The sequence below is a fragment of the Actinoplanes sp. NPDC051494 genome (assembly GCF_044454705.1).
Classification (GTDB): Bacteria; Actinomycetota; Actinomycetes; order Mycobacteriales; family Micromonosporaceae; genus Actinoplanes.
In genome coordinates this window covers 215,821-239,729 of the sequence record NZ_JBITDZ010000004.1, presented here as the reverse complement: position 1 = coordinate 239,729, position 23,909 = coordinate 215,821, and the positions used below count along the sequence as shown (strand labels likewise).

Sequence of the window (23,909 nt, the reverse complement as noted above, 5' to 3'; positions counted from 1 at the left end):
CGATGGAGGGTAGTCCCGCGGCCGGATCACTTTTCCACCAGCGGCAGCGTCAGCCCGCGGCGGCTCCAGAGGAAGGTGGGGACGAGGGCGAAGAGGATGCCGCCCGTGCCCAGGAGCGTGACCGTCAGGCCCGCGCCGAACTGATCGGCGAGCAGACCGGCGAGGAACGCTCCGATGCCCTGGGCGGTCGCATTCGCCGAACCCGCGATGCCCATGCCCCGGCCTCGCTGGTCGTCGGGGAGCAGGTCGGCGAACGAGGCCGCCGCGACCACGGTGAGGACCGCCCAGACGGCTCCGCTGGTGCCGAACGCCAGCATGATCAGGTATGGGTCGTGGGTCGCGAACACGGCCAGCAGCGGCAGTCCGGGTGCCAGGCAGGCGAGCGGGAAGATCCTGGCGTAGCGGTCCGCGGGCACGCGGCGGGCGAAGAACGCGAGCGCCACCACGGAGAACAGGCCCTCGGCGGCCATGAAGAAACCGACCCAGCGGCTGCTGAGGTGCAGTTCGAACGCCAGCGGTGCGGCCAGGGCCTTGGGCGCGGTGAGGAACAGGCCCATGAACGTGGACAGCAGGATCGCGCGCCGGGCCGGGGACCGCCAGATGACGGCGAACGTGGGCAGGACGCTGCCCGACGACGTGGTGGTCGCGAGGCCCGGTCGCGGCTGGATGAAGCGGCGTACCACCAGCGCGGCCGCGGCGAAGGTGAGACCGTCGATGGTCAGGCAGGCCGCCGGCGTGAACGCGGTGGCGAGGAAGCCGCCGGCGCAGAACCCGACGAGCTGGCCACCCTGGGAGAGCGACTGCCGCAGAGCCATGCCCGCGCCGTACTGCTCCTGCGGGAGGACGTCGCGCAGCAGTGCCAGCCGGGCCGCGGTGTAGGGCCCGCCGAGGAACGACGACGCGGCGACCAGGCAGCACAGCGCGGCGAGGGGAGCGCCGGGGATCGCCATGGTCAGGACGATCACCGCCCGGGCCGCGTCGATCGCGACCAGCATCTCGCGGCGGGGCCGCCGGTCGGCCAGCGGTGACAGCAGCAGCGCCCCGGCGACGGTGGGCAGGTAGGTCAGCGCGTAGGTCAGCCCGCTGAGACCGGCGGACCCGGTCCGTTCGAACACCAGCAACGCGAGCGCGACCCGGGACAGCTGGTCGCCGATGACGGACAGCACCTCGGTGGCGGCGATCGCCCGGAACTCCCGGTGGTGCAACAGCGACGCCATGACGTGATCTCCTCCGGCCGGTACCGCTGGAAACGATGTCAGGACGGAGTGGAAAACGACTGAGGTCGATGGAATCTGCCGTCCACTGTGTATCCAGTTGGCGTGTGTTGACTGATGGGCACATCGAACGAAAGGAGGCGCGTCATGCTGCTGCCCGACTGGTGAACCGTGACCGCCGGGGCCGTGTGCAGGTGGACGCGGCCCCGGCGCCCCCAGCTGACCTATCACTCACAGAAATGGGAAGAAATGCGAATCCGGTCAATGGTTGTTGCCGCGGCTGTGGCCCTGTCGGGCACGTTCGCCGCGGCCGCCCCGGCGAACGCCGCGATGGTGAACAACTGCTTCTCGGAGCGGGTCTGTCTCTTCGAGAACACCACCTACACGGGCAGCGGGTACACGCTCCCGTCGTGGCCGTGTGCCTCGAGCCTGCCGGGATTCAACGACAAGGCGTCGTCCGTCTACAACAACTCGGGCGTGTCCATGAAGTTCTTCCAGGACACGAACGGGGGCGGCAAGTACATCGTGGTCAAGCCCTACAGCGGCATCGCGGATCTGCGTAGCGTCAACATCTTCAACGCCGACCACACGGTCTTCGGCTGGAACACGCTGAACGACCGGATCTCCAGCGCCTGCCCGGCGTGATCGATCCTCGCGTGTTGCGGTGATCCCGGGGTGTTCCCCGTCTTCGCTGTCGCGGACGGGGAACACCGGGGCGGTTCGCTATCCGCCGATCGCCCGGACCTCGAACGACGAGATGAGGTCGTTGAAGCCGTTGTTGACGAGGTTCGAGTTCCACTTCAGCGTGCCGATCTCGAAGTAGTAACCCTTGTAGCTGGCATCGGTCCAGAACCTGACGACACCGTTGCTGTTGTTGATGATCGATGATGCCGTGTCATTGAACGAGATGTCGTGCGCGAGGTTGGGGATGCCGCCGCCCAGGCTGACCGTGTAATAGATCATGCGGCCGCCGTAATTGGCGTCCGCGTACAGACAGACGGTGCCCGAGGGGCACGGTGTGGCGGCGGACGCCGCGGTCGCGGGTAATCCGATCATTGCCGCGAGGAACGCGGTAACGGCGGCGAAGAGCTTCACTCTCATGGGAATGTCCATTCTGTCGATCGTTCCGGCGTCGGTCGGCCGGACTCGTGAATGGACATTACATATTGATAGTTGACGAATTCTGGGTAGTAACTTCATCGATCCGGGCCGGGCCGCCGCGGTCGTGGAGATCGCGCGCCTGCTCGGGCTCCGGCATCAGGTGCTGGTGCCCCCGGTCGCGCCCGGGCAACCGGCGGGTGGAAGGCTGGCTGCCGTCGCAGCGGGACGTCCTGCACCGCGGCACGCGCGCGTGACCTGCGGATCGGCCTGTGGCTGGACCGGCTCCCCGCGCTGATCGTGCCAGGAAGGACATCATGCGGACACTGCTGGTCGACAACTACGACTCGTTCACGTACAACCTCTTCCACTATCTCGCCGAGGTCAACGGCGCGGACCCGGTCGTGGTGCGCAACGACGACCCGGGTTTCGACCCGGCCGTGCTCGACGAGTTCGACAACGTGGTGCTCTCCCCGGGTCCGGGCTCGCCGGACCGCCCGGCCGATGTCGGCATCTGTACCGGCATCATCGCGTCGGCCCGGCTGCCGGTCCTGGGCGTCTGCCTCGGGCACCAGGGCATCGCCCACGTGCACGGCGGCGTGGTCGAACGGGCCCCCGAGCCGCGTCACGGGCGGACCTCGCCGGTCAGCCACGACGGGACCGGCCTGTTCGCCGGCCTGCCCGCGCCGCTGGAGGTCGTGCGCTACCACTCGCTGGCGGTCACCTCGATGCCGGCCGAGCTGGAGGTGACCGCCTGGGCGCCGGACGGCGTGGCGATGGCGCTGCGCCACCGCACGCTGCCGCAGTGGGGGGTGCAGTTCCATCCGGAGTCCATCGGCACCGTGGGCGGTCACCGCCTGCTGGCCAACTTCGCGCGGCTGTCGCGCGAGCACAACGAGGCGACCGGCCGGGCGGTGCGGCCGCCGCGCGTCACGGGCGTGCCCGTCACCGCCGGGGAACCGCCCCGGCGCCGGCTGCGCGTGCACACCCGGCGGGTGAGCGTGCCGGTCGAGGCGGAGGCCGCGTTCGGCCGGCTGTTCCGGGGCGGCCCGCACGCGTACTGGCTGGACAGCAGCCGGGCCGGGGGCCGGCTCGGCGAGGTCTCGATCATGGGTGACGCCTCCGGGCCGCTGGCCCGGATCGCCCGCGCCGACGTCCCGGCCGGCACGGTGAGCGTCACGTCGGGGACGGTGACCACGGTGGAGACCACCGGGTTCCTCGACTGGCTGGACCGCGATCTGGGCTCGCTCGACGTACGGGCGCCCGCGTTGCCGTTCGCGTTCGCCCTGGGCTGGGTGGGCTACCTCGGTTACGAGCTGAAGGCCGAGTGCGGGGGATCGGCCGCGCACACCGCCGAGGACCCGGACGCCGTGACGGTCTTCGCCGACCGCGCCCTGGTCCTCGACCACCGCACCGGTACGGCCCACCTGCTCGCGCTGGCCGAGGACGGGGACGACGACGCCGCCGTTGCGTGGTTCGAGCGGACCGGGACGGCGCTGGCCGGGCTCGCGGACGCCGGCGGTGGCGCCACCACCGGGCCGGCGCACGAGCCGGGGGCCGCGGTCACCGGCGGGCTGTCGCTGCGCCACGACCACGACGCCTACCTCGACCTGATCGGGGCCTGCCGGCGCGAGATCGCCGCGGGGGAGACGTACGAGGTCTGCCTGACCAACATGGTGACCGCCGGGGCCGGGCTCGATCCCTGGCAGGCCTACCGTTTCCTGCGGCGCAGCAGCCCGGCGCCGTTCGCGGCGTACCTGAGCTTCGGTGACGTGTCGGTGCTGAGCACCTCGCCCGAGCGGTTCCTGCGGATCGGGGCGGACGGCGCGCTGGAGTCCACGCCGATCAAGGGGACCCGGCCGCGCGGTGGCACCGAGGCCGAGGACGCCCTGCTGGTCGCCGACCTGGCGACCAGCGAGAAGGACCACGCCGAGAACCTCATGATCGTCGACCTGGTCCGGCATGACCTGGGCCGCTGCGCCCGGGTCGGGTCGGTGGTCGCCGGCCCGGTGTTCCAGGTCGAGACGTACGCGGCGGCGCACCAGCTGGTGAGCACGGTCCGGGCCCGGCTGCACCCGGACCGCAGCGCGGTGCAGGCTGTGCGGGCGGCGTTCCCGCCCGGGTCGATGACCGGGGCGCCGAAGATCCGGACGATGGCGATCCTCGACCGGCTGGAGGGCGGCCCGCGCGGGGTCTACTCGGGCGCGATCGGCTACTTCTCGCTCAGCGGCGGCGTGGACCTGAGCGTGGTCATCCGGACCGTCGTGCTCAGCGACGGCCGGGCCCGTTACGGCGTCGGCGGCGCCATCATCGCGCTGTCCGACGCGGACGAGGAGTACGAGGAGACCGCCGTCAAGGCCACCCCGCTGCTCCGGTTGCTCGGCGCGGACTTCCCCCTCAGATCGACTCCGGTGGCACAGCCTCGTACGCCTTGATCAGGCTCCGCAGTCCCTCGTGCCCCACCGGCCAGCGGGTGGAGTCCAGGCTGCTGACCGGCCGCACCCCGACCGCGGCATTGGTCACGAAGGCCGCGTCAAAACCGGTCAGGTCATGCCGGGACACCGCCTCGGTGCGCACCGGGCCGCCGAACGCCGCGGCGAGCAACCCGAGCGTCACCCCGGGCAGTGCGGGCGCTGACGGCAGCACCAGCGTCTCCCCGGCCAGCCAGGCGACGTTCCAGGTCGGCCCCTCGCTGATCAGTCCGTCCGGCCCCGCGAAGACCGCGTCGTCATAGCCGGCTGTCTGCGCCGCGCGCCGCTGGTGCAGCGCGCCGAACAGCCCGGTGTGCTTGACCCCGGGCCGGTCACGGACATACTCGGCGGACCGCAGGCGCAGCGCCGGCAAGGGCCCGGCGACGGCCGCCCGGGTGGTCACCACCGGCCGGGGACGCGCGGGCGCAGCGGGCCGGTCCAGCGGCAGATCCGGATCAAAAACGGTCACTCGTACGGTGAGAGGCCCGGCCGTGGCACCCACCGCGTCCCGGATCACGGCGCGGACCAGGCCGGTGTCGAGCTCCGTACCGAAGAGCGCCCGGCTGTCGTGTGCCAGGCGCGTCAGATGCCCGGCCAGGCCCCGTACCCGGCCCCGCTCGACCCGCATCGTGGTGAAGTGGCCGTAGTTCATCAGCGCCAGGCGCTCCCACGACGTCATGAGGTCCAGTCTGACCGGTCCCCACGTCTTCAACCGGGAGCGGCTCGTGGCCACGACGGTCACCGTTCGCCCGGAGGCAAAAAGCCAGCCGCTCAACAATCCGGCCTGGTATCAGAACCAGACCCAGCTCCTGCCGCCCGGCAACCTGGCGTCGGTCACGGCCTTGGCGCCGCGGATCACCCGGCTCTGGGTGTCGCCGGACGCGGCCAACGCCGTCGGGGGATGGGCCAAGGACTTCCCGAAGTTCGACCAGGCCGCCGCTTACGCCGGCCGGATCATGATCAACATGGTGCCGTGCTGGGGTCTGTTCAAGGACAACCCGCCCACCGACTGTCTCGAGCGGATGGAAACCGGCCTGCGGATCTACAAGCAGCGGTATCCGACGCTCGAGTACATCGAGATCTTCAACGAGACCGACGACAAGAACGACGCGAATCTGACGGGTACGCAGTACTACCCCTGGTACAAGCGGGGGTACGAGATGGTCAACCGGGTCAACGCCGACCTGGACCCGGCCGTCCCGATCAAGGTCGGCGGGCCGTCCGCGTCGAGTTTCCTCTACTGCCCGGACCCCAAGGGGATCGGTACCGGCACCGGGTGGCTCAAGGACTTCCTGCAGGCGTACGCCGATGACACCGCGGCGGACAAGAAGCTGGACTTCATCTCGTACCACAGCTACAACCTCGCCCAGAAGGAGGTCGACGCCTGCGGCAACGCGGTCTACCCGGATCACGCGGCGCTGGAGAAGGGCATGGTCCAGGACCTGCTCGGCAAGCTGCACCTGCCGACCGGCATCCCGGTCCACGTCACCGAGACGGGTCTGTTCGCGGCCGACAAGACCGGCACCGGCATGGACGGCACCCCCAACGACATGCGGACCGACCAGCTGATCCAGGCCGCCGGGATGGCCGCCCTGGACACGCAGTACACGCTCGGCGAGATGGACGTGCCGTACCACTGGGTCTTCAACCACGAGAAGCACGACCGTAAGTCGATGTTCGTCGACAATCTCGACGGGGCGGTCCTGCCCTATTACAACGTGGTCCGGATGCAGACGATGCTCAAGGCCAACCTGCTCAGCGGCACGACGGTGAGCACGCCGCTCTTCCACGGGCGCGGGATCAACGTGCTCGCCACCAGCGACAGCACCGGCCTGGCCGCGATGCTCACCAACTACCAGGCGTTCGACCGCACCGAGGAGCACACGGTCACGTTTGACCCGGGCGCGCTGCCGGCCGGCCGGACCGTGCGGATGGACCGTTACCTGGTCAACGCGACGACGAGCAACGACCCCACGAACGCGGTGACCGGGGCGCTGCAGCGGGTGGAGAGCGTGCTCCTGGCGCCGGGTGCCACCGCGGCCAAGCGGGTGCTGCCGCTCAAGCCGAACGCCGTGACGCTGCTGGTGTACACGCCGCTGCCGCTGCAGTTCGAGACCGAGGACCTGACCACCACCGCGACCGGTGGCACGGCCACCGACATCGCCGACGCCGACGCCAGCGGCGGTCTGCTCAACAAATTCGCCGGTACGGGCGTGGGCGGCAAGGTCAGCTACACGGTACGCGTGCCCACGGCCGGCACGTACAAGCTCGCGCTCTCGGTGAAGAAGACACCCGACCGGGGCATCGTCCAGGTGGCCGTGGACGGCAAGGTCGCCGGCACGGTGGACGCCGGCTCCACCGGGTATTCCTTCGAGCGGGTCGAGCTCGGCACACACACCCTCACCGCCGGTGACCACACGGTGAGCTTCGCGCTGACCGGCACGTCGACCGGGGGCTGGACGGTCGGGGTCGACTACCTGACGCTCGACTGAGCGACCGGCTCAGACCTCCACCCGGGACCCCATGATCACCGTGCGGTCCCGGGGGAGGCCGAAGTAGTCGGCGGCGTCCGCGGTGGCGTGCGAGGTGGCGATGAACAGCCGCTTGCGCCACAGCCGCATGGCCGTCCCGGTGCCGGCGTGCAGCTCGATCTTGGACAGGAAGTACGACGCCTCGTCCAGGTCGAGCTGCCCCTCGGTGGTCCCGGGGTCGAGCATGCCCAGCGCCTCGGGCACGTTCGGGGCGTCCATGTATCCGTACCGGGCGATGACGTGGAAGATGCCGTCGTGGGCGTAGCCGAGGTCGTCGATGACGATCCGTTCGGCGGCCGGGACCCGGGGCACCGGCTGCGTCTCCAGCGACAGGATGACGACGTGTTCGTGGCGCACGTGGTTGTGCTCGACGTTGGCGCGCATGGCCAGCGGGGCGGTCTGCTTGCCACGGTTGAGGAAGACCGCGGTGCCCGGCACCCGCTGGGTGGCCGAGGTGCCGTTGCGGATGTCGTCGATGAATTCCCGCAGCGAGCCCTCGAGGCGTTCGCGTTCGGCGGTCACGATGCGCCGGCCGCGCTGCCACGTGGTCATCAGCGTGAACGCGGTGAGCGCGATGGCCAGCGGCAGCCACGCGCCGTGCACCAGCTTGGTCAGGTTGGCCGCGACGAACAGCAGGTCGACCAGGAGCAGCACGCCCGCGCCGGCGCCGATCAGCCACAGCGGGGCACCCCAGCGGCCGCGGGCGACGTACAGCGACAGCAGGGTGGTGATGGTGATCGTGCCGGTGACCGCCATGCCGAACGCGTACGCCAGGGAGGCCGAGTCACGGAACGCGAAGACCAAGGTCAGGACCGAGGCCATCAGCAGCCAGTTGATCCACGGGACGTAGATCTGGCCGATGGACGCTTCCGAGGTGTGCGCGATCCGCAACCGGGGCAGGTAGCCGAGCTTGCCGGCCTGCGACGCCACCGAGAACGCGCCGGTGATCACGGCCTGCGAGGCGATCACCGTGGCGGCGGTGGCCAGCAGGACCAGCGGCAGTCGGGCCCAGTGCGGGGCGAGCAGGAAGAACGGGCTGCTCACGTTGGACCGGTCGGCGAGGATCGAGGCGCCCTGGCCGAGGTAGCTCAGCGTGCAGGCGGGCAGGACCAGGAACAGCCAGCCCCGGGTGATGGACCGGCGGCCGAAGTGGCCCATGTCGGCGTACAGCGCCTCGGCGCCGGTGACCGCGAGCACGATGGCGGCGAGCGCGAAGAACGCGATGCCGAAGTGCCCGGCCAGGAACCCGATCGCGTACGTGGGCGACAGCGCCTTGAGGATGGCCGGGTGGCCGGCGATGCCGGTGATCCCGAGCGCGCCGATGACCACGAACCAGGTGATCATCACGGGCCCGAAGACGCGGCCGACCGCTGCGGTCCCGCGGCGCTGCACGGTGAACAGCGCGACGATGATGACCGCGGTGATCGGCACGACCCAGGCGTCGAACGACGGCTCGACGATCTTGAGCCCCTCGACCGCGGACAGCACCGAGATGGCCGGGGTGATCATGCTGTCGCCGAAGAACAGCGAGGCGCCGAAGATACCGAGCGCGGCGAGCAGCACAGCGGTCCGGCGGCCCGGGGCGGCGGCCTGGCGGCGCAGCAACGCGATGAGGGCCATGATGCCGCCCTCGCCGTCGTTGTCGATCCGCATCGCGAGCAGCACGTACGTCACCGTCACGATGATCATCACGGACCAGAAGATCAGCGACACCACGCCGTACACATTGCCGGAACTGACCGGGACCGGGTGCGGGTCGGCCGGGCTGAACACGGTCTGCAGGGTGTAGATCGGGCTGGTGCCGATGTCACCGAACACCACCCCCAGCGCGCCCACCACCACGGCCAGTTTGACGCTGTCGTGCGCTGCGGTGTGCTCCTCGTCGGCCACGGTGGTCCCCCTCTGTGCGCTGGGGTGCACGGTTGATCAGGAACACCCTGCGTGACCATATACCCGCCCGGCCCGTCAGCCGGTGCGCGGCAGGACCCGGCGGATCTCCTCGACCACGAGTCCGGGGCGGGTGAGCATGACGTTGTGCCCGGCTCCGGTGGCGACGACCAGGCGTCCGCCGGGCAGGGCCGCGGCGGACGCGGCGTGGGCCGCCGCGAGCGCGCCGTCGCCGCTGGAGATGATGGTGACGGGAGGTCGCCGAGCTCGGACGGCGTGGTGGCTCGTGACGAACGACTTGCAGGCGATGGTCTCCTGGATGCGGGGCTGTCGCCTCGGGCGGGTACGCGCCGGCGAAGATCCGCTGCCGGGTCGGTGCCGGCCACGCTGCGCCTGGCCCTCGCCGACCCGGTCCTCGCCGCCGGCCCGGTGGCCGACCATCTCGCCGAGCACCTGCTGCTGATGGCCGGCCTACCGCCGGACGAGGCCCGCGAACCGGCCACCACGCCCCTGCCCGCGTTCGAGGTCTCCACGGCGGTGCCCGGCGGTGACGGCTCGCCACCGCCGTCCGGTCAGCTGTGCTCGACGGCCGCCTGCTGGATCGGGAGCGCGGCCACGTAGCGGCGCATGAACGCGTCGAAGCCCGCCACATCGGCCGGGTCCGGGGCGATGGTGTCGAGGCGGGCGCCGGCGAACACCGAGGTGGTCAGGTAGTCGTCGAGGCTCTGCCCGGGGGCCCGGCCGGTGCGGAACGCGGCGAGGACCGCGATGCCCCACGCGCCACCCTCGGCGGCGACGTCACCGACCGACACGGGGGTGTTGATGGCGGCGGCGAGCAGTTTCTGGGCCACGCCCGCGGTCTTGAACAGCCCGCCGTGCGCGAACATGTTGTCCAGTCGCACCGACTCCGCCTTCTGCAGCACGTCCATGCCGATGCGCAGGGTGGCCAGGGCCGCGTACAACTGGGTCCGCATGAATGTTGCCAGCGTGAGCGAGCTGCCCGGCTCGCGCAGGAACAGCGGCCGGCCCTCGTGCAGCTTGGTGATCGGCTCGCCGGACAGGTTGTTGAACGCCATCAGGCCGCCGCCGTCCGGGGCGCCGTCCAGCGCGGCCCGGAACAGCGTCTCGAAGATCGTGGAGCTGTCCCGCCCGGCGCCGAGCGCGGTGGCGAACTCGGCGAACAGCCCGGCCCAGGAGTTCAGCTCGCTGGCGCCGTTGTTGCAGTGCACCATCGCGACCAGGTCCCCGGCCGGCGTGGTGACCAGGTCGATCTCCGGGTGCACCCGGCTCAGCTCGCCGTCGAGCACCACCATCGCGAAGATGCTGGTGCCGGCGCTGACGTTGCCGGTGCGCCGGGCGACCGAGTTCGTGGCGACCATGCCGGTGCCGGCGTCACCCTCCGGCGGGCACATCGCGGCGCCCGGCCGCAGGGTGCCGGTCGGGTCGAGCAGCCGCGCACCGGCCTCGGTGAGCTCACCGGCCGGCTCGCCCGCGGGCCGTACGGCGGGCAGCAGCTCGGCCAGCTTCGCCGGCAGGCCCCGCCCGGCGGTCAGCTCGTCGAACTGGCTCAGCATCCGCGCGTGGTAGCCGCCGGTGGCGACGTCGATCGGGAACACGCCGCTGGCGTCGCCGGTGCCGAGGATCCGCTCGCCGCTCAGCTTCCAGTGCACGTAGCCGGCGAGCGTGGTGAGGTGGGCGAGGCGGCCCAGGTGCTCCTCACCGTTCAGCACGGCCTGGTACAGGTGCGCGATGCTCCAGCGGTGCGGGATGTTGTACCCGAACAGCTCGCTGAGTGCCTCGGCGGCATCCCCGGTGTTGGTGTTGCGCCAGGTGCGGAACGGGGTCAGCAGGTCGCCGTCGGCGTCGAACGCGAGGTAGCCGTGCATCATCGCCGAGACGCCGAACGCGCCGACGGTCTGCAGCTCCGTGCCGTACTTCTCCCGCACGTCCGCCGCCAGCGCCGCGTAACAGCCCTGCAGCCCGGACCAGATCGCGTCGAGGGAGTAGGTCCAGGTCCGGTCGACGAACTGGTTCTCCCAGTCGTGCGTGCCCACGGCGAGCACCGCGTGATCCGGCCCGGTCAGCACGGCCTTGATCCGGGTCGACCCCAGCTCGATCCCGAGCGCGGTCCGCCCCTGCTCGATCGCCTCACGGGAGCCGGCCGCCGGTCGTACATCCGAGTCAGTCATGAACATGTTCTACCTCAGCCGCCCGGGCGTGATGTCGCCCCGGTCGGAAAAGGCCGGGCCGAGCGGATCAAGGGCTCGGGCTCCGCCCTCCGGAGTGCGATAATGACGTTATGTCCCATAATCTTGGCAGGCTCGGCGTCGCCGTAGCGGTGTGCCTGCTGGCCGGCGGCCTGCTGTCCGTCCAGGCCGAGCCCGCCCGCGGGCCGGTCCCCGTCGAGCCCGCGCTCGACGTGCTGACCCGCCGCGACGACGGTCTCGGTATCACCGGGGGGCAGATGGGCTTGTCGGCATTGGTCAGCGGCACCGTGCAGCTTGTCGACGGGTGTTTCCTGCTCGGCGGGAACGTGGTCGTCTGGCCGTTCGGCACCCGCGCGGCGGGCACCGGGATCACACTGCCGGACGGCGCCCCGCTCAAGGCCGGCGACGCCGTGCAGGGCGGCGGCGGTTACTACCAGCCGGACTACCGCGACCTGCGGACGATCGCCGATGACACGACCGTGCACCGCGTCGTCAGCTGCGCCCGGAAAACGGGGGTTCGAGCGGTGGCGGTCTTCAATTCCTACTCGAACGGCCCGATCCGGAAGGCGTGACAACCGATCGGCGGCCTTGGTGTATTCGATCCGGCCGTGGATAACAGTTTCCGGGCAAGGTCTGGCCTGACGGGTCCTCCCGTGGGACGGATGGGCCGTTCTGCCGTCCTGGGGCTGCCGGGGGAAGCCGGGCCGCGCCTAGCATTCCGGGCCATGCAGGTTGTCCCGTCGTTCCGCCGGTCCGCCACCCTCACCGGGGCGGCCCTGGCCGTCGTGCTCGCCACCGCCGGGTGCGGGGCCGATGCGGTGGCCGAGCCCGTCCCGTCCAGTATCGCCGCTGCTGGGACGTCCGCGACAACCGCGACGCCCAGCGCGTCGCCGTCCGCCGCGCCGACCGCCTCGCCCTCTCCTTCGCCCTCCGCTTCGGCGAGAAGTGCGAAGCCCGCGGCCACGAAGACGGTCAAGGCGGCGAACGGCTGGATCCCGGTCGACCAGAAAGCATGGCAGAAGCAGGCTGACGCGTACGAAGCGACGAAACCCGATCCCGCGCCGGCGGAAGCGGGCAACCTCCCCGAGTTCCGCGCGGACTGCACGTACAGCCACCGGTTGGCCGACGACCCCATCGTGTTCCCCGGCCTGCCCGGTGCGTCCCACATGCACTCGTTCGTCGGCAACAAGGCTGTCGACGCGGACACCGAGGCCGCGGACCTCATGAAGTTCACGGCCACCACCTGCAAGCCGGTCCAGGACCACTCCGCGTACTGGGTGCCGACGCTGTACGACAACGCCACCGGGAAACCGGTCGAGACCACCGGATTCCGGGTCTACTACCGGTCGCTGCAGAAGAAGGCGGCCGGGCAGATGCCGGTGCCGACCGGTCTGCGGATGATCGCCGGGGACGCGAAGAAGAAGGTCCCGACGCCGCGCGGCGCCCAGGGGCAGTTCTACTGTGCTTTCTACGGCCCCGGCGACATCGACGGCGTCGCCCGCAGCAAGGACGGCAACTGGCCCATCTGCGGCGGGGACGCCACCCTGCACTTCATGCTGCAGTTCCCGGACTGCTGGGACGGCGAGCACCTGGACAGCCCCAACCACAAGGACCATGTCGCGTTCGGTGCCGGCGACGCCTGCCCGGCCAGTCATCCGGTGAAGATCCCGGCGATCACGTTCGACATCAGGTATGGCGCGAAGGGCTCCCCGGCCGGCTTCCACCTGTCCTCCGACCCGGACGGGCAGAGCGCCTCGTCGATGCACGGCGACGCGTTCGTGGCCTGGGACGTCGACGCGATGAACCAGCGCACCAAGAACTGCGTCGTCCAGCGCCGGACCTGCGACAACGACGGCTACGACCCGTTCTCGTACAACTAGTACGGGTCTCAGTCGGCGACGAACGCGGCGATGGTCTGCCCCAGCGGGGTGAGCGTGAACACCGCGTGGGCGACGGTGAGCACGGCGGCGGCGACGCACCACCGGTAGAGCGTCGCCGGCACGTTGCGGCGCAGGCGCAGCTGGGCGACCGCGGTGGCCGCGACGGCGATCGCGAACACCGGGCCCAGCAGCGCGACGTAGAAGCCGGGCACGCCCAGCAGCCAGCCGGGCACGATCCACGACCAGGTCGGCGGGTACGCCCGCGGCGCCCAGAGGTACGGCACGACGGCACCGGCCAGGTACGCCGCGACGACGTACAGCTGCACGCCCACGAGGGCGCGCACGCCCGCGACGGGCACCGCGGAATCGCGGGTCAGGGCATCAGATGTCACGGGCGTCACCCTAGACCGGGGGCGCCACCCGGCCCGGGGTCATTCTTTCGGGATCTTCGTCAGCAACGGGTCGCTGACTGTGATACCTTGCCGGTGTTGCAGTTTTGGTTTCCTTAGACGTTCTCAACGCCTGGTGGGTATCAACCCATCGGGCTATCTGTGTATCGTCGGTTTTCGGGTCAGCCGGAACGGTCTATGCGGCGACGCGGGCTCCGCACAGTGCGGAACCCACATTTGGCAAGGAGAAGGTTCATGGCTACTGGCACCGTCAAGTGGTTCAACGGGGACAAGGGATTCGGCTTCATCACTCAGGACGACGGGGGCGCCGACGTGTTCGCGCACTTCTCCGCCATCCAGTCCTCCGGCTTCCGTAGCCTCGAGGAGAACCAGCGCGTCGAGTTCGACGTCGCGCAGGGCGCCAAGGGGCTTCAGGCGGAGAACATCCGCCCGCTCTGATGCGGTACTGCCTGGTCGTCCCCGCGAGGGGACGCCGGGCGTGGTGACGGCCGGTCCCCGTGGTTGAGATCCGTGGCAACACGTGATCTCCCAGGGTGACCGGCCGTCTCCCGTCAGAGTGACGTCTTGAACGCTTTTGTCCGTTAAAATCGGGGCGTGCCCCACCTCTCCCGTGCGCGTCTCGCGGCCGGCGGGGGCCTCGTCGCTCTCGCGCTCGCCGTCGGCGCGGGCGTCACCGCTCTCGAACTCACCGCCGGTCCCCGCAGCGCCGCCGTCGCCCCCGCGCGGGCCGATCCGGTCGCCGCGGCCCCGGTCCCGGCGGTCACCGCCCGGCGGATCCCCGTGGCGCGACCGGCACCGGCCGGCCTGCCGAAGATCGACTACTGGGGCGCGGCCGACGGCTTCCCCCAGGACCGGGCCACATCCGCGACGGCGGCGGTCCGCGACGGGCTCCGGCCCCGCCACAAACTCGCCGTGTACGACGCTCCCGGCGGCCGCCCCCGGGCGTTCCTGCCCCGGTGGATCAGCGGGATGCCGGTGGTCGTGCCGATCGTCGAGCGTCACGACGGCTGGGTCGCGGTGCTGCTGCCCACGCTCAACCGGCGGATCGGATGGCTCCCGGCCGCCGGCTGGGAACCGTACCCGCTGCGTGATCAGTTGATCGTGGACCTGTCGGAGCATCGGCTGACCTGGCTGCGGGACGGCGTGCGGCGCGGGCGATGGCCGGTCGCCACCGGCGCGGCACGCACCCCGACACCCCAGGGCCGTACCTTCGTGCTGGGCCGCACCGGCACGAAGGGCGCCGCGTACGCCGGGCTGGACGCCCTGGTCCTCGGCGCGGTCCCGGAGGACCGCGCCGCGCTGGCACCCAGCCTGCGGGCCGGCCACACCGCGCTGCACGGCTGGTACGACCCGTCGGCGTTCGGCCACGCCATTTCGAACGGCTGCGTACGGATGTCCCCGGACGCCATGCGGACACTGCTGAAGGCCGTCACCCCCGGCACCGTCGTCCACGTAGCGAGGTAGTGCCAGCACCACCATCGATGGGTAGTGCGCCGCAATGACCCGGCCGGGCGGTCCCGGCAGGATCGAAAGCATGACAACGACGACAAAGACCCTCCGGGGTACGGCGGTGGCCCTGACCGTGGCGACCGCACTGGTCGCCTCCGGCGCGCCGGGTGCCGCGGCCACCACCAGGAACGACGTGATGCGCGATGTCGCCCGGCACGTGCTGACGGTCGGCGCTCCCGGTTACGCCGCCCGGATCGATGACGGGCACCGGGTCGCCGTGACGGCCGCCGGGGTCGCGGACACCGCGACCGGACGTCCGATGACCGGCCGCGACCGGTTCGAGATCGGCAGCAACACCAAGATGTTCACCGCCGTGCTCGCCCTGCAGCTGGTGGACCAGCGCCGACTGGTGCTGGACGCGCCGGTCGAGCGGTATCTGCCGGGCGTCGTGCCGAACGGCGCGGCCATCACCGTCCGGATGCTGCTCAATCACACCAGCGGCCTGTTCAGCTACACCGGTGACCCGGATTTCTTCCCGGCGATGGAGGCCGACCCGCAGCACGTGCACACCGATCGGGAACTGCTCGACGTGGCGTTCGAGCACCCGCCGACCTTCGCCCCGGGCGCGGGCTGGTCCTACTCGAACACCAACTACACGCTGCTCGGCATGATCCTGCGGAAGCAGACCGGTAAGAGCCTGCCCGACCTGGTCCAGCAGCGCATCGCCGGTCCGCTCGGGCTGAAGCACACCTATTACGCCGACCCCCGCGCGACGGACACCGGCCCGGGTTACGCCCACGGGTACGCGGTGACGTTCGCCGGTGGCACCCCGGTCGCCACCGACGTTTCCGGCTGGCCGCTCGGCGGGTGGGCCGGTGCCGCCGGGGCGATCATCTCGACCCCGGCCGACCTGTCCCGGTTCCTGTCCGCCGTCCTGCGCGGCGAGCTGTTCTCCCGGACGCAGCTCGCGCAGATGAAGACCACCGTGGACATCCCGGAGGGCTTCGGCGTCACCGGCGCCTACGGCCTGGGCCTGATGCGGCGCGACACCCCGTGCGGCACGGTGTGGGGCCACGGCGGTGACACCATGGGCCACCACAGCAGCGCGGTGGCCACCGCCGACGGCCGGCGCACCGCGGTCGCCGACACCACGGCCGAGCCGAGCGACACCACGCCCAGCGACGGTGCGAACCGCTTCGCCCGGGTGGCCTACGCCGCCGACGACATCGCCTCCTGCGTGATGCTCGGCAAGCCGGTCCCGGCCGCGCTGACCGACGCGCTGCACTCATAGGTGGTGGCGTTGTCCGCCGCCCCTTTCGCGCCGCAACCTGATCGTGATAGACAGTTTTCAATGTCTTAACGTTCGTGTGTTGTCCGGGAGGACGTATGTCCCTGCCCTTCAGTCGCCGTTCCCTGCTCGCCGGCGGTGCCGGTGCCGCCGCGGCCCTGACGTTGCCCGCCGCCGCCCATGCCGGGGGTGGTTCCGCGACCTCCGTCGGGTTCCGGCTCGACGCCGAGGTACTCGACGGCGGTGAGCAGGTCGTCTCGGTGACCCTCGGCGCGGGCCGGCTGGGGCGCGTCGACCCGGCCACGCTGACCACCGGCACGTTCAGCGTGCACGCCAAGGCCACCAGCCCGATCCCCATCGCCGCCGGCGACGCGATCTACAGCGAGTACGACCTCGACCGCCCGGTCACCGCCGCCCGGCTCGACCGCCACGGCGACATCGTGCTCGAGCTGAGCCACGGCGAGGGGCAACTCGGCGGCGGCACCCTCGGCTACATAGCGAGCCGCGGCCGCAACGTCCGGCTCGACCTGGAATACACCATCACCCAGAACGCCCCGATCGTGGTGCGTGGCCGCCCGGTCACCGTCGCGCGCTTCCGGCAGGGCCGGCTGTCCAACCCCGAGGTCGACGCGTTCGGCTACCACCGCTCCCGCTCGGGCCTGAAGTATCGGCTGTACTCACCGCCCGGCCGGGCCCGGCGACCGCTCGTCGTCTGGCTGCACGGCGGCGGCGAGGGTGCGTCACTTCCCGACGGCTACTACGACAACGAGACCACGCTGCGGGCCAACCGCGGCGCGCTCGGCTTCGCCACCCCGCAGGCGCAGCGTATCTTCGCCGGCGCCCACGTCGTGGTGCCGCAGAGCACGTCGTACTGGATCGAGGACGGCCCGCGTTTCGCCCCGCTGATCCGCGAGATCATCCGCGAGGTCGAGCGTGACCGGGCCGTCGACCACGACCGGATCCTCGTGGCCGGCTGCAGCAACGGCGGTTACATGAGCCTGAAGATGACCACCGTGTACCCGGAGCTGTTCGCGGCCTCGGTCCCGGTCTGCGGGGTCGTCACCGATCTGATCACCGACGACGAGCTGCGCGCGGTCACCACCCCGACCTGGCTCGTCGCCTCCCGCGACGACACCACGGTCCCGCCGGAACCCAACACCGTGCACGCGCACGACCTGATCCCGGGCTCCTTGCTGTCGCTGTACGACAACGTCGTCCGGGACGGTTACCAGTTCCCGGGCCACTGGTCCTGGATCTACACCGCGCGCAACGACCCGGCCACCGCCGGCACGCACCTGTGGCAGTGGATGGCCCGGCAGCGCGCTTGAGGACCTCGCAGCGATCGGCCCGTTCGTGGACCGATCGCTGCGACTCGGCCTTCCGGGGATACGAAACTCCCCGGCCCCCGTGGCCGTCACGCGATCCAGTGTCCGGTCCCGGACACCGGCCCGGGTGAAGTCTGGACGAATTTGGACGTCGACGATCATCGACCTAGCCTCGGGCCGTGACGTTGCCGCAGGAACCCGGGGATGTGTTCACCGCGCCGCCCGATCCGGCCCAGGCCGGGTCGGTGGCCGGGCTCGTGGAGCGGCTGCGGCTGCTCAAGGTGTGGGCGGGCGATCCCTCGTACGAGATGATCAAAGACCGGGTCAACGCCGCCTGGACCGCCGAGGGGCGCCCGGCGGGGGAGCTGGCGCGCCGGTCCACGGTGGCGAACTGTTTCCAGCCGGGGCGGCGGCGGTTCACCACCGACCTCGTCCTGGCCGTGGTCCGGGCGCTGCACCCGGACGTGGGCTATGTGACCCAGTGGCGTCAGGCCCTGGCCGTCGCCGGCGGGGAGACCGAGGCGGTGGCCCAGGTACGCGTCCAGGACACCCTGCCGCGGGACCTGGACGCGTTCACCGGGCGGACCGGGGAGCTGGACCGGCTCCGGCTCGCCGCACGTGACGGTGCCGCGGTCGTCATCACCGCGATCGAGGGCATGGCCGGGATCGGCAAGACCCAGCTCGCCGTACACGCCGGGCATCTGTTGGTCCGCGACGGCGTGGTGGACCGGGTGCTGTTCGTCAACCTGCGCGGGTTCCACCCGGACAAGTCCCAGCCGCCGGCCGGCCCGGCCGCGGTCCTGGACGGGTTCCTGCGCCTGCTCGGCGTGCCCGGCCAGCGGATCCCGCACGACCTGGCCGCCCGGACCGCCGCTTACCGGGCCCGGCTCACCGGCACCCGTACGCTGGTGGTGCTGGACAACGCCGCCACCGCCGAGCAGGTCCGCCCGCTGCTGGCGGACGTCGAGGGGTGTCTGACGCTGGTCACCAGCCGGCGCCGGCTCACCGGCCTGCGCCCGGCGTCCCGGCTCGCGGTCGGTGCCTTCAGCCCGGCGGAGGCGCTGGCGTTCCTGGCCGGGGCGGTGCCCGGCGTGCCCACCGGCCCGGACCCGGCCGCCGCGGCCCGCATCGCCGAACGCTGCGGATACCTCCCGCTGGCGCTGAGCCTGATCGCCGGTCACATCCGGGGCGCGGCCGGCTGGACCCTCTCCGACCACGCCGACCGGCTCGACGAACGCCACCGCGACCGGCGGCTGGACAGCGGCGTCGAGGTCGCCCTGGCGCTGTCCTACGAGAGCCTCCCCGCCGGTCCGCGGCGGTTGCTCCGGCTGGTGGCCCTGCACCCCGGTCCGGACGTCGACGGGTACGCCGCGGCCGCGCTGGCCGGCACCGATCTGCCCACCGCCCGGGCGTGGCTGTCCGACCTGTGCCGCGACCACCAGCTGCAGGGTGGGGCCGAGGACCGGTACTCCCTGCACGACCTGGTCCGGGCGTTCGCCGCGAGCCGGGCCCACGACCAGGACCCACCGCCCGTACGCCGCGCCGCGCTGACCCGCCTGTTCGATCACTACCTGGCCACCACCACGGCGGCCGTCGCGACGCTGTACCCGGACAGCCGGCACCAGGCCCGGGCCGCCCCGCCGGACACCCCGGCCCCGGATCTGACCGGACGCGAGGCCGCGGTCGCCTGGCTGCACCACGAACGGCCCACCCTGGTGGCCGTCGCCGCGCACACCGCGACGCACGGCTGGCCCGGCCACACCGCCCGGCTGGCGTTCATCCTCGCCTACTACCTCACCGGCGCCTTCCGCAACGACGCGCTGGCGGTGTACGGCCACGCCCTGCGCGCCGCCCGGGCCAGCGGCGACCAGGGTCACCAGGCCTACGCCCTGACCAAGATCGGCTTCGCGTACGTGGGACTGGGCGACACGGATCAGGCCGGCGCCCACCTCTGGCCGGCCCTGGAGTTGTACCAGCTGATCGGCGACCTGCCCGGCCAGGCGCTCGCGCTCGGCTACCTCGGCATCGCCACCGACCGGTCGGGCGACCACGAGCGCGGCATCGAATTGAAGCAGCGGTCGCTGGCACTGTTCCGCCGGGCCGGCGACCGGATCGGCGAGGCCCGCGCGCTCAACGGCCTCGGTGTCGCCATGCGCTGGGCGGGCCGCTATGCCGAGGCGATCGACTATTACGAGCAGGCGTCCGCCCTGGCCCAGGAATCCGGCAACCAGCTCGGCACGGTCCTGGCCCTCAACAACGTCGGCGAGATCGAAGCGCTGTCCGGACGCTACGGCCCGGCCCGCGACCATCTGGACCAGGCACTCGCGCTCTCCCGCGAACTCGGCAACCGGGCCGCCGAGGCCGCGGCCCTGGACAGCCTCGGTGTGCTGCACAGCGGCCTCGACCGGCCCGGCGAGGCGATCGACCTCCATCAGCAGGCGCTGACCATCCTGCGTGAACTCGGCGACCGCTACTCCCAGGCGTACGTCCTCAACAGCCTCGGCGAGGCCGCCCTGTCCGCGGGCCGGCCGGACGAGGCCGTCACCCACCACAGCGCCGCCGCCGACATCGCCACCGACCTCGGCGATCGTGACCAGCAGGCCCGCGCCCGGACCGGCCTCACCCGAGCCCGCGTGAGGTTATGAACCGTGTTTATACACGGTGTGTATAGTGGCCCGCATGTCAGTCAGCTTTGCTCTGCTCGGGCTCCTCGAGAACGGCCCCCGGCACGGTTACGACCTGAAACGTTCCTACGACGAGGCGTTCGGCCGCGACCGGGCGCTGCACTACGGCCAGGTCTACTCGACGATGGCCCGGCTGCTGAAGAACGGCCTGGTCGAGGTGGAGTCCGAGCCCGGCGACGGCCCGGACCGCAAGCGGTACGCCATCACCGACGCCGGGATCACCGACGTGGCCGGGTGGCTCGCTCAGCCGGAGAAGCCCGAGCCCTACCTGCAGAGCACGCTGTACACCAAGGTCGTGCTGGCGCTCATGACCGGCCGCGACGCCGAGGAGGTGCTGGACACCCAGCGCTCCGAGCACCTGCGGTCGATGCGGGAGCTGACGAAACGCAAGAACGACGGCGACCTCGCCGACGAGCTGATCTGCGACCACGCCCTGTTCCACCTCGAGGCCGACCTGCGCTGGCTGGAGCTCACCGCGGCCCGCCTGGACCGCCTCGCCGCCCAGGTCCGCCCGTGACCGGCCCCGCGGTTCTCGCCGCCGACGACGTCCACGTGAGCTTCGGCGAGACCCAGGCCCTGCGGGGCGCGTCGCTGCAGGTCCACGCCGGCGAGATCCTCGCGCTCATGGGCCCCTCGGGCTCCGGCAAGTCGACCCTGCTGCACTGCCTCGCCGGCATCCTGCGGCCCGGATCCGGCACCGTGCGCTACGCCGGCCACGATCTCGCGCAGATGTCCGACCCGGAGCGCAGCGCGCTGCGCCGCGGCGAGTTCGGGTTCGTCTTCCAGTTCGGGCAGCTGGTCCCGGAGCTGACCTGCCAGGAGAACGTCGCCCTGCCGCTGCGCCTGAACGGCGTCGGCCGCCGGGAGGCCCACCGCCGGGCCGCCACCTGGCTCGAGCGGCTCGAGGTCGCCGACGTCGCCACCAAACGCCCAGGCCAGGTGTCCGGCGGCCAGGGCCAGCGCGTCGCGGTGGCCCGCGCCCTGGTCACCGGCCCCAAGGTGATCTTCGCCGACGAGCCGACCGGCGCCCTGGACTCCCTCAACGGCGAGACGGTCCTCAAGCTCCTCGTCGCCGCCGCCCGCGAAACCGGCGCCGCGATCGTGCTGGTGACCCACGAGGTCCGCGTGGCGGCCTACTCCGACCGCGAAGCCGTCGTCCGCGACGGCCGGGTCCGCGAACGCGAGGTGGCCAGATGACCCCCGCTCCGGCCGGGGTCCGGCGGTGGTTGTTCGAGCTGGCGCTCGGGGCCCGGATGAGCGCGGCCGGCGGCCGGGCCGGCTGGTTCCGGCTCGCCCTGATCGCGACCGGGGTGGGCCTGGGCGTCGCGGTGCTGCTCGGCGCCGCGACCGTCCCGGCCGCCGTGGCCGCGAGCAACGCCCGGACCGACAGCCGTGAGATCGGCTACGAGCGACTGCCGCCGCCCGGCGACGACACGCTGCTGACCAGCGAACTGGAGACCACGTTCGGGACCACGTCGATCAGCGGCGTGCTGCTGGAGCCGGAGGGCTCGCACCCGCCGCTGCCGCCCGGTGTGTCCCGGATGCCCGGGCCGGGCCAGATCGTGGTCTCCCCGGCGCTGGCCGAGCTCCTGCGGGAGCCCGGTTCCACCCTGCTGCGCGAGCGCTGGGACGCCGACGTGATCGGTGTGATCGACACCGAGGGCCTGTCCGGCCCCGCCGAGTACTTCTTCTACCTGGGCACCGACACGCTACGGCCGGGCATCGACACCCGGATCCGGGAGTTCGGGACCCTGGAGGCGACACCCGACCGCCTGCCCATGTTCACCGTGCTGGCCCTGGTCGCGATGGTGGGGCTGCTGATCCCGGTGATGGTCTTCGTCGCCGGCGCGGTCCGGATCGGCGATCAAGCGCGGGACCGCCGGCTCGCCGCCCTGCGCATGGTCGGCGCCGACGCCGCGATGACCCGCCGCATCGCCGCGGGGGAGACCCTGACCGGCGCGGTGCTCGGCCTGCTCGCCGGCGCGCTGCTGTGGGCCGGCGGCATCCGGCTGGCCACCAGGTACGCCATCGGCCCGATGAGCTTCTTCCCGGCCGACCTGCGACCCGTGCCGATCCTGGTGGCGGCGATCGTGATCGCCGTGCCCGCCGTGACAGTGCTGGTGACGCTCACCGCCATGCGCGGGGTCGTCGTCGAGCCGCTCGGCGTGATCCGGATGAGCGCCGAGGTCCGTCGCGGGCTCTGGTGGCGCCTCATCCCGCCGGCCCTCGGCCTGGTGCTGCTCTGGCCGCTGCGCCGGGGTCTGGACGAGGCCCCGGCCGGCTACGAGAAGCAGGTGGTCGGCGGCGTGGCCTTCCTGCTGATCGGTATTGCGTTGCTGCTGCCCTGGCTGGTCGAGGCGGTGGTACGCCGGCTCGGCGGGGGAAGCACGGCGTGGGAGCTCGCCGTGCGGCGTCTCCAGCTGGACAGCGGTCCGGCGATCCGCGCGGTGTCGGGCATCGCGGTCTCGGTGGCCGGTGTCATCGCCCTGCAGGGCATCGTGGCCGGCGTCGAGTCCTTCCAGGCCCGGGCGGAGCGTGGCCCGTCCGCACGGTACGACGTCGAGATATCGTCCTACGCGGAGCTGCCCGACCGGACCTGGACCACCGCGCTCGACGCCACCCCCGGGGTCCGCGAGCACCAGGTGCTCAAGGTCGTCCGGGGAGAGCACGACACCACGTTCCAGATCGGCGCCTGTCCGGTGCTCCAGCAGCTGGCCGCGGTGGGCGAGTGCCACGACGGGGACGTGTTCGCGGTCGGCGCGGACGCCCCCGGCACGACCTATGCGCTGGGCGACGCGCGCATCGGCTGGACCGCGCCCACCACGACCCGGATCGTCACCCACACCAGCGACACCCGGTCCACCGGTGTCGACGTGTCCGGCGGCAACCTGCTGTTGATCACCCCCGCCGCGCTGGGCGGAGCGGTTCCCGAACCCAGCAGCACGTTCTACTACGCTGCCCTCGACCCCGGGGTCCCGCAGGCCCGGGAACAGGTGCGCAACACCGCGGCCGGCCTGGACCTGGAATCGTCGCTGTTCTTCTCCACGAACGACGCCGTGGTCCCCGCCCTCACCGAGGTGCGCCGGGCCCTGATGGCCGGCGCGGTCGGCCTCCTGCTCCTCATCGGCGCCGCCCTGCTCATCACCGTCGCCGACCAGCTCCGCGAACGCCGCCGAGCCCTGGCCGTCCTCGTAGCGTTCGGCACCCGCCGCCGGACCCTGGGCGCCTCCATCCTCTACCAGGTGGCGATCCCGGTGGTCCTCGGCATGCTGCTGGCCGTCACGGTCGGCACCACGATCGCCGTGGTCCTCATGCTGGCCGTCGGAGCCCCACCGGCCATCGACTGGCCCGGCATAGCCACCACCTCCGGCACCGCGGCCCTGGTCATCCTCGGCGCCACCGCAGCCGGCCTGCCCGCCCTGTGGCGCCTGACCCGCTCCGCCAACCTACGAACGGAGTAACTCA

20 protein-coding genes are annotated in these 23,909 nt (G+C 71.7%); 13 read left to right on the top strand and 7 right to left on the bottom strand.

Features of this window, described 5'->3' with window-relative positions:
- Positions 1-26: 26 nt before the first annotated feature.
- A complete protein-coding gene (locus ACIA6A_RS17840) occupies positions 27-1,217 on the bottom strand; it encodes an MFS transporter (RefSeq protein ID WP_396098767.1) in 1,191 nt (396 codons plus the stop codon).
- Positions 1,218-1,478: 261 nt separating this feature from the next.
- Here ACIA6A_RS17840 and ACIA6A_RS17835 point away from each other — a divergent pair, with 261 nt between their 5' ends.
- Entirely contained in the window at positions 1,479-1,859 is a 381-nt protein-coding gene (locus ACIA6A_RS17835; RefSeq protein WP_396098766.1) for a peptidase inhibitor family I36 protein, read from the top strand.
- A gap of 78 nt (positions 1,860-1,937) precedes the next feature.
- Here ACIA6A_RS17835 and ACIA6A_RS17830 read toward each other — a convergent pair whose 3' ends face one another.
- Positions 1,938-2,315, bottom strand: coding sequence for a peptidase inhibitor family I36 protein (locus ACIA6A_RS17830; protein ID WP_396098765.1), 378 nt, complete (start codon positions 2,313-2,315; stop codon positions 1,938-1,940).
- A 314-nt stretch (positions 2,316-2,629) separates the two neighbouring features.
- On the opposite strand from ACIA6A_RS17830, the gene pabB reads away from it, so the two are divergent.
- Positions 2,630-4,747, top strand: coding sequence for an aminodeoxychorismate synthase component I (pabB, locus tag ACIA6A_RS17825; RefSeq protein ID WP_396098764.1), 2,118 nt, complete (start codon positions 2,630-2,632; stop codon positions 4,745-4,747).
- Here the strand turns inward: pabB and ACIA6A_RS17820 are convergent.
- Positions 4,710-5,462 (bottom strand): aminotransferase class IV, encoded by a 753-nt coding sequence (locus tag ACIA6A_RS17820; RefSeq protein WP_396098763.1) that lies wholly within the window; start codon positions 5,460-5,462, stop codon positions 4,710-4,712. The genes pabB and ACIA6A_RS17820 overlap by 38 nt on opposite strands.
- On the opposite strand from ACIA6A_RS17820, the gene ACIA6A_RS17815 reads away from it, so the two are divergent.
- On the top strand, positions 5,461-7,275 hold the full coding sequence (locus ACIA6A_RS17815) for a hypothetical protein (RefSeq protein WP_396098762.1): 1,815 nt from the start codon (positions 5,461-5,463) through the stop codon (positions 7,273-7,275). The two genes, ACIA6A_RS17820 and ACIA6A_RS17815, sit on opposite strands and share 2 nt — an antisense overlap.
- Positions 7,276-7,284: 9 nt before the next feature.
- Here ACIA6A_RS17815 and ACIA6A_RS17810 read toward each other — a convergent pair whose 3' ends face one another.
- From ACIA6A_RS17810 to ACIA6A_RS17800, 3 genes are all read right to left on the bottom strand, one after another.
- A complete protein-coding gene (locus ACIA6A_RS17810) occupies positions 7,285-9,204 on the bottom strand; it encodes a potassium transporter Kup (protein WP_396098761.1) in 1,920 nt (639 codons plus the stop codon).
- 75 nt (positions 9,205-9,279) lie between these two features.
- The gene (locus ACIA6A_RS17805) at positions 9,280-9,654 is read right to left on the bottom strand and encodes a hypothetical protein (protein ID WP_396098760.1); all 375 of its coding nucleotides are present in this window, start codon (positions 9,652-9,654) and stop codon (positions 9,280-9,282) included.
- Positions 9,655-9,773: 119 nt separating this feature from the next.
- The gene (locus tag ACIA6A_RS17800) at positions 9,774-11,390 is read right to left on the bottom strand and encodes a xylulokinase (RefSeq protein WP_396098759.1); all 1,617 of its coding nucleotides are present in this window, start codon (positions 11,388-11,390) and stop codon (positions 9,774-9,776) included.
- A gap of 110 nt (positions 11,391-11,500) precedes the next feature.
- Here ACIA6A_RS17800 and ACIA6A_RS17795 point away from each other — a divergent pair, with 110 nt between their 5' ends.
- Together ACIA6A_RS17795 and ACIA6A_RS17790 are read left to right on the top strand one after the other, a co-directional pair.
- On the top strand, positions 11,501-11,980 hold the full coding sequence (locus ACIA6A_RS17795) for a hypothetical protein (RefSeq protein ID WP_396098758.1): 480 nt from the start codon (positions 11,501-11,503) through the stop codon (positions 11,978-11,980).
- A gap of 153 nt (positions 11,981-12,133) precedes the next feature.
- Positions 12,134-13,288 (top strand): DUF1996 domain-containing protein, encoded by a 1,155-nt coding sequence (locus tag ACIA6A_RS17790; RefSeq protein ID WP_396098757.1) that lies wholly within the window; start codon positions 12,134-12,136, stop codon positions 13,286-13,288.
- Positions 13,289-13,296: 8 nt separating this feature from the next.
- Here ACIA6A_RS17790 and ACIA6A_RS17785 read toward each other — a convergent pair whose 3' ends face one another.
- Positions 13,297-13,680 carry a hypothetical protein gene (locus ACIA6A_RS17785; RefSeq protein WP_396098756.1) on the bottom strand — a complete coding sequence of 128 codons (384 nt, stop codon included), beginning with the start codon at positions 13,678-13,680 and terminating at the stop codon, positions 13,297-13,299.
- Between the two features lie 252 nt (positions 13,681-13,932).
- On the opposite strand from ACIA6A_RS17785, the gene ACIA6A_RS17780 reads away from it, so the two are divergent.
- The 8 genes from ACIA6A_RS17780 (at position 13,933) to ACIA6A_RS17745 (ending at position 23,905) form a co-directional block, all read left to right on the top strand.
- Entirely contained in the window at positions 13,933-14,136 is a 204-nt protein-coding gene (locus ACIA6A_RS17780) for a cold-shock protein (protein WP_396098755.1), read from the top strand.
- A 156-nt stretch (positions 14,137-14,292) separates the two neighbouring features.
- Positions 14,293-15,162 carry a L,D-transpeptidase gene (locus ACIA6A_RS17775; RefSeq protein WP_396098754.1) on the top strand — a complete coding sequence of 290 codons (870 nt, stop codon included), beginning with the start codon at positions 14,293-14,295 and terminating at the stop codon, positions 15,160-15,162.
- Between the two features lie 70 nt (positions 15,163-15,232).
- Positions 15,233-16,438, top strand: coding sequence for a serine hydrolase domain-containing protein (locus ACIA6A_RS17770; protein WP_396098753.1), 1,206 nt, complete (start codon positions 15,233-15,235; stop codon positions 16,436-16,438).
- A gap of 95 nt (positions 16,439-16,533) precedes the next feature.
- Entirely contained in the window at positions 16,534-17,763 is a 1,230-nt protein-coding gene (locus ACIA6A_RS17765) for a prolyl oligopeptidase family serine peptidase (RefSeq protein WP_396098752.1), read from the top strand.
- Positions 17,764-17,939: 176 nt separating this feature from the next.
- The gene (locus tag ACIA6A_RS17760; RefSeq protein WP_396098751.1) at positions 17,940-20,405 is read left to right on the top strand and encodes a tetratricopeptide repeat protein; all 2,466 of its coding nucleotides are present in this window, start codon (positions 17,940-17,942) and stop codon (positions 20,403-20,405) included.
- A gap of 34 nt (positions 20,406-20,439) precedes the next feature.
- Positions 20,440-20,961, top strand: coding sequence for a PadR family transcriptional regulator (locus ACIA6A_RS17755; RefSeq protein ID WP_396098750.1), 522 nt, complete (start codon positions 20,440-20,442; stop codon positions 20,959-20,961).
- Entirely contained in the window at positions 20,958-21,641 is a 684-nt protein-coding gene (locus ACIA6A_RS17750; RefSeq protein ID WP_396098749.1) for an ABC transporter ATP-binding protein, read from the top strand. Before ACIA6A_RS17755 ends, ACIA6A_RS17750 begins: the two co-directional genes overlap by 4 nt.
- A complete protein-coding gene (locus tag ACIA6A_RS17745; RefSeq protein WP_396098748.1) occupies positions 21,638-23,905 on the top strand; it encodes an FtsX-like permease family protein in 2,268 nt (755 codons plus the stop codon). The genes ACIA6A_RS17750 and ACIA6A_RS17745 overlap by 4 nt, the downstream gene beginning before the upstream one ends.
- The last annotated feature ends 4 nt before the right edge of the window (positions 23,906-23,909 follow it).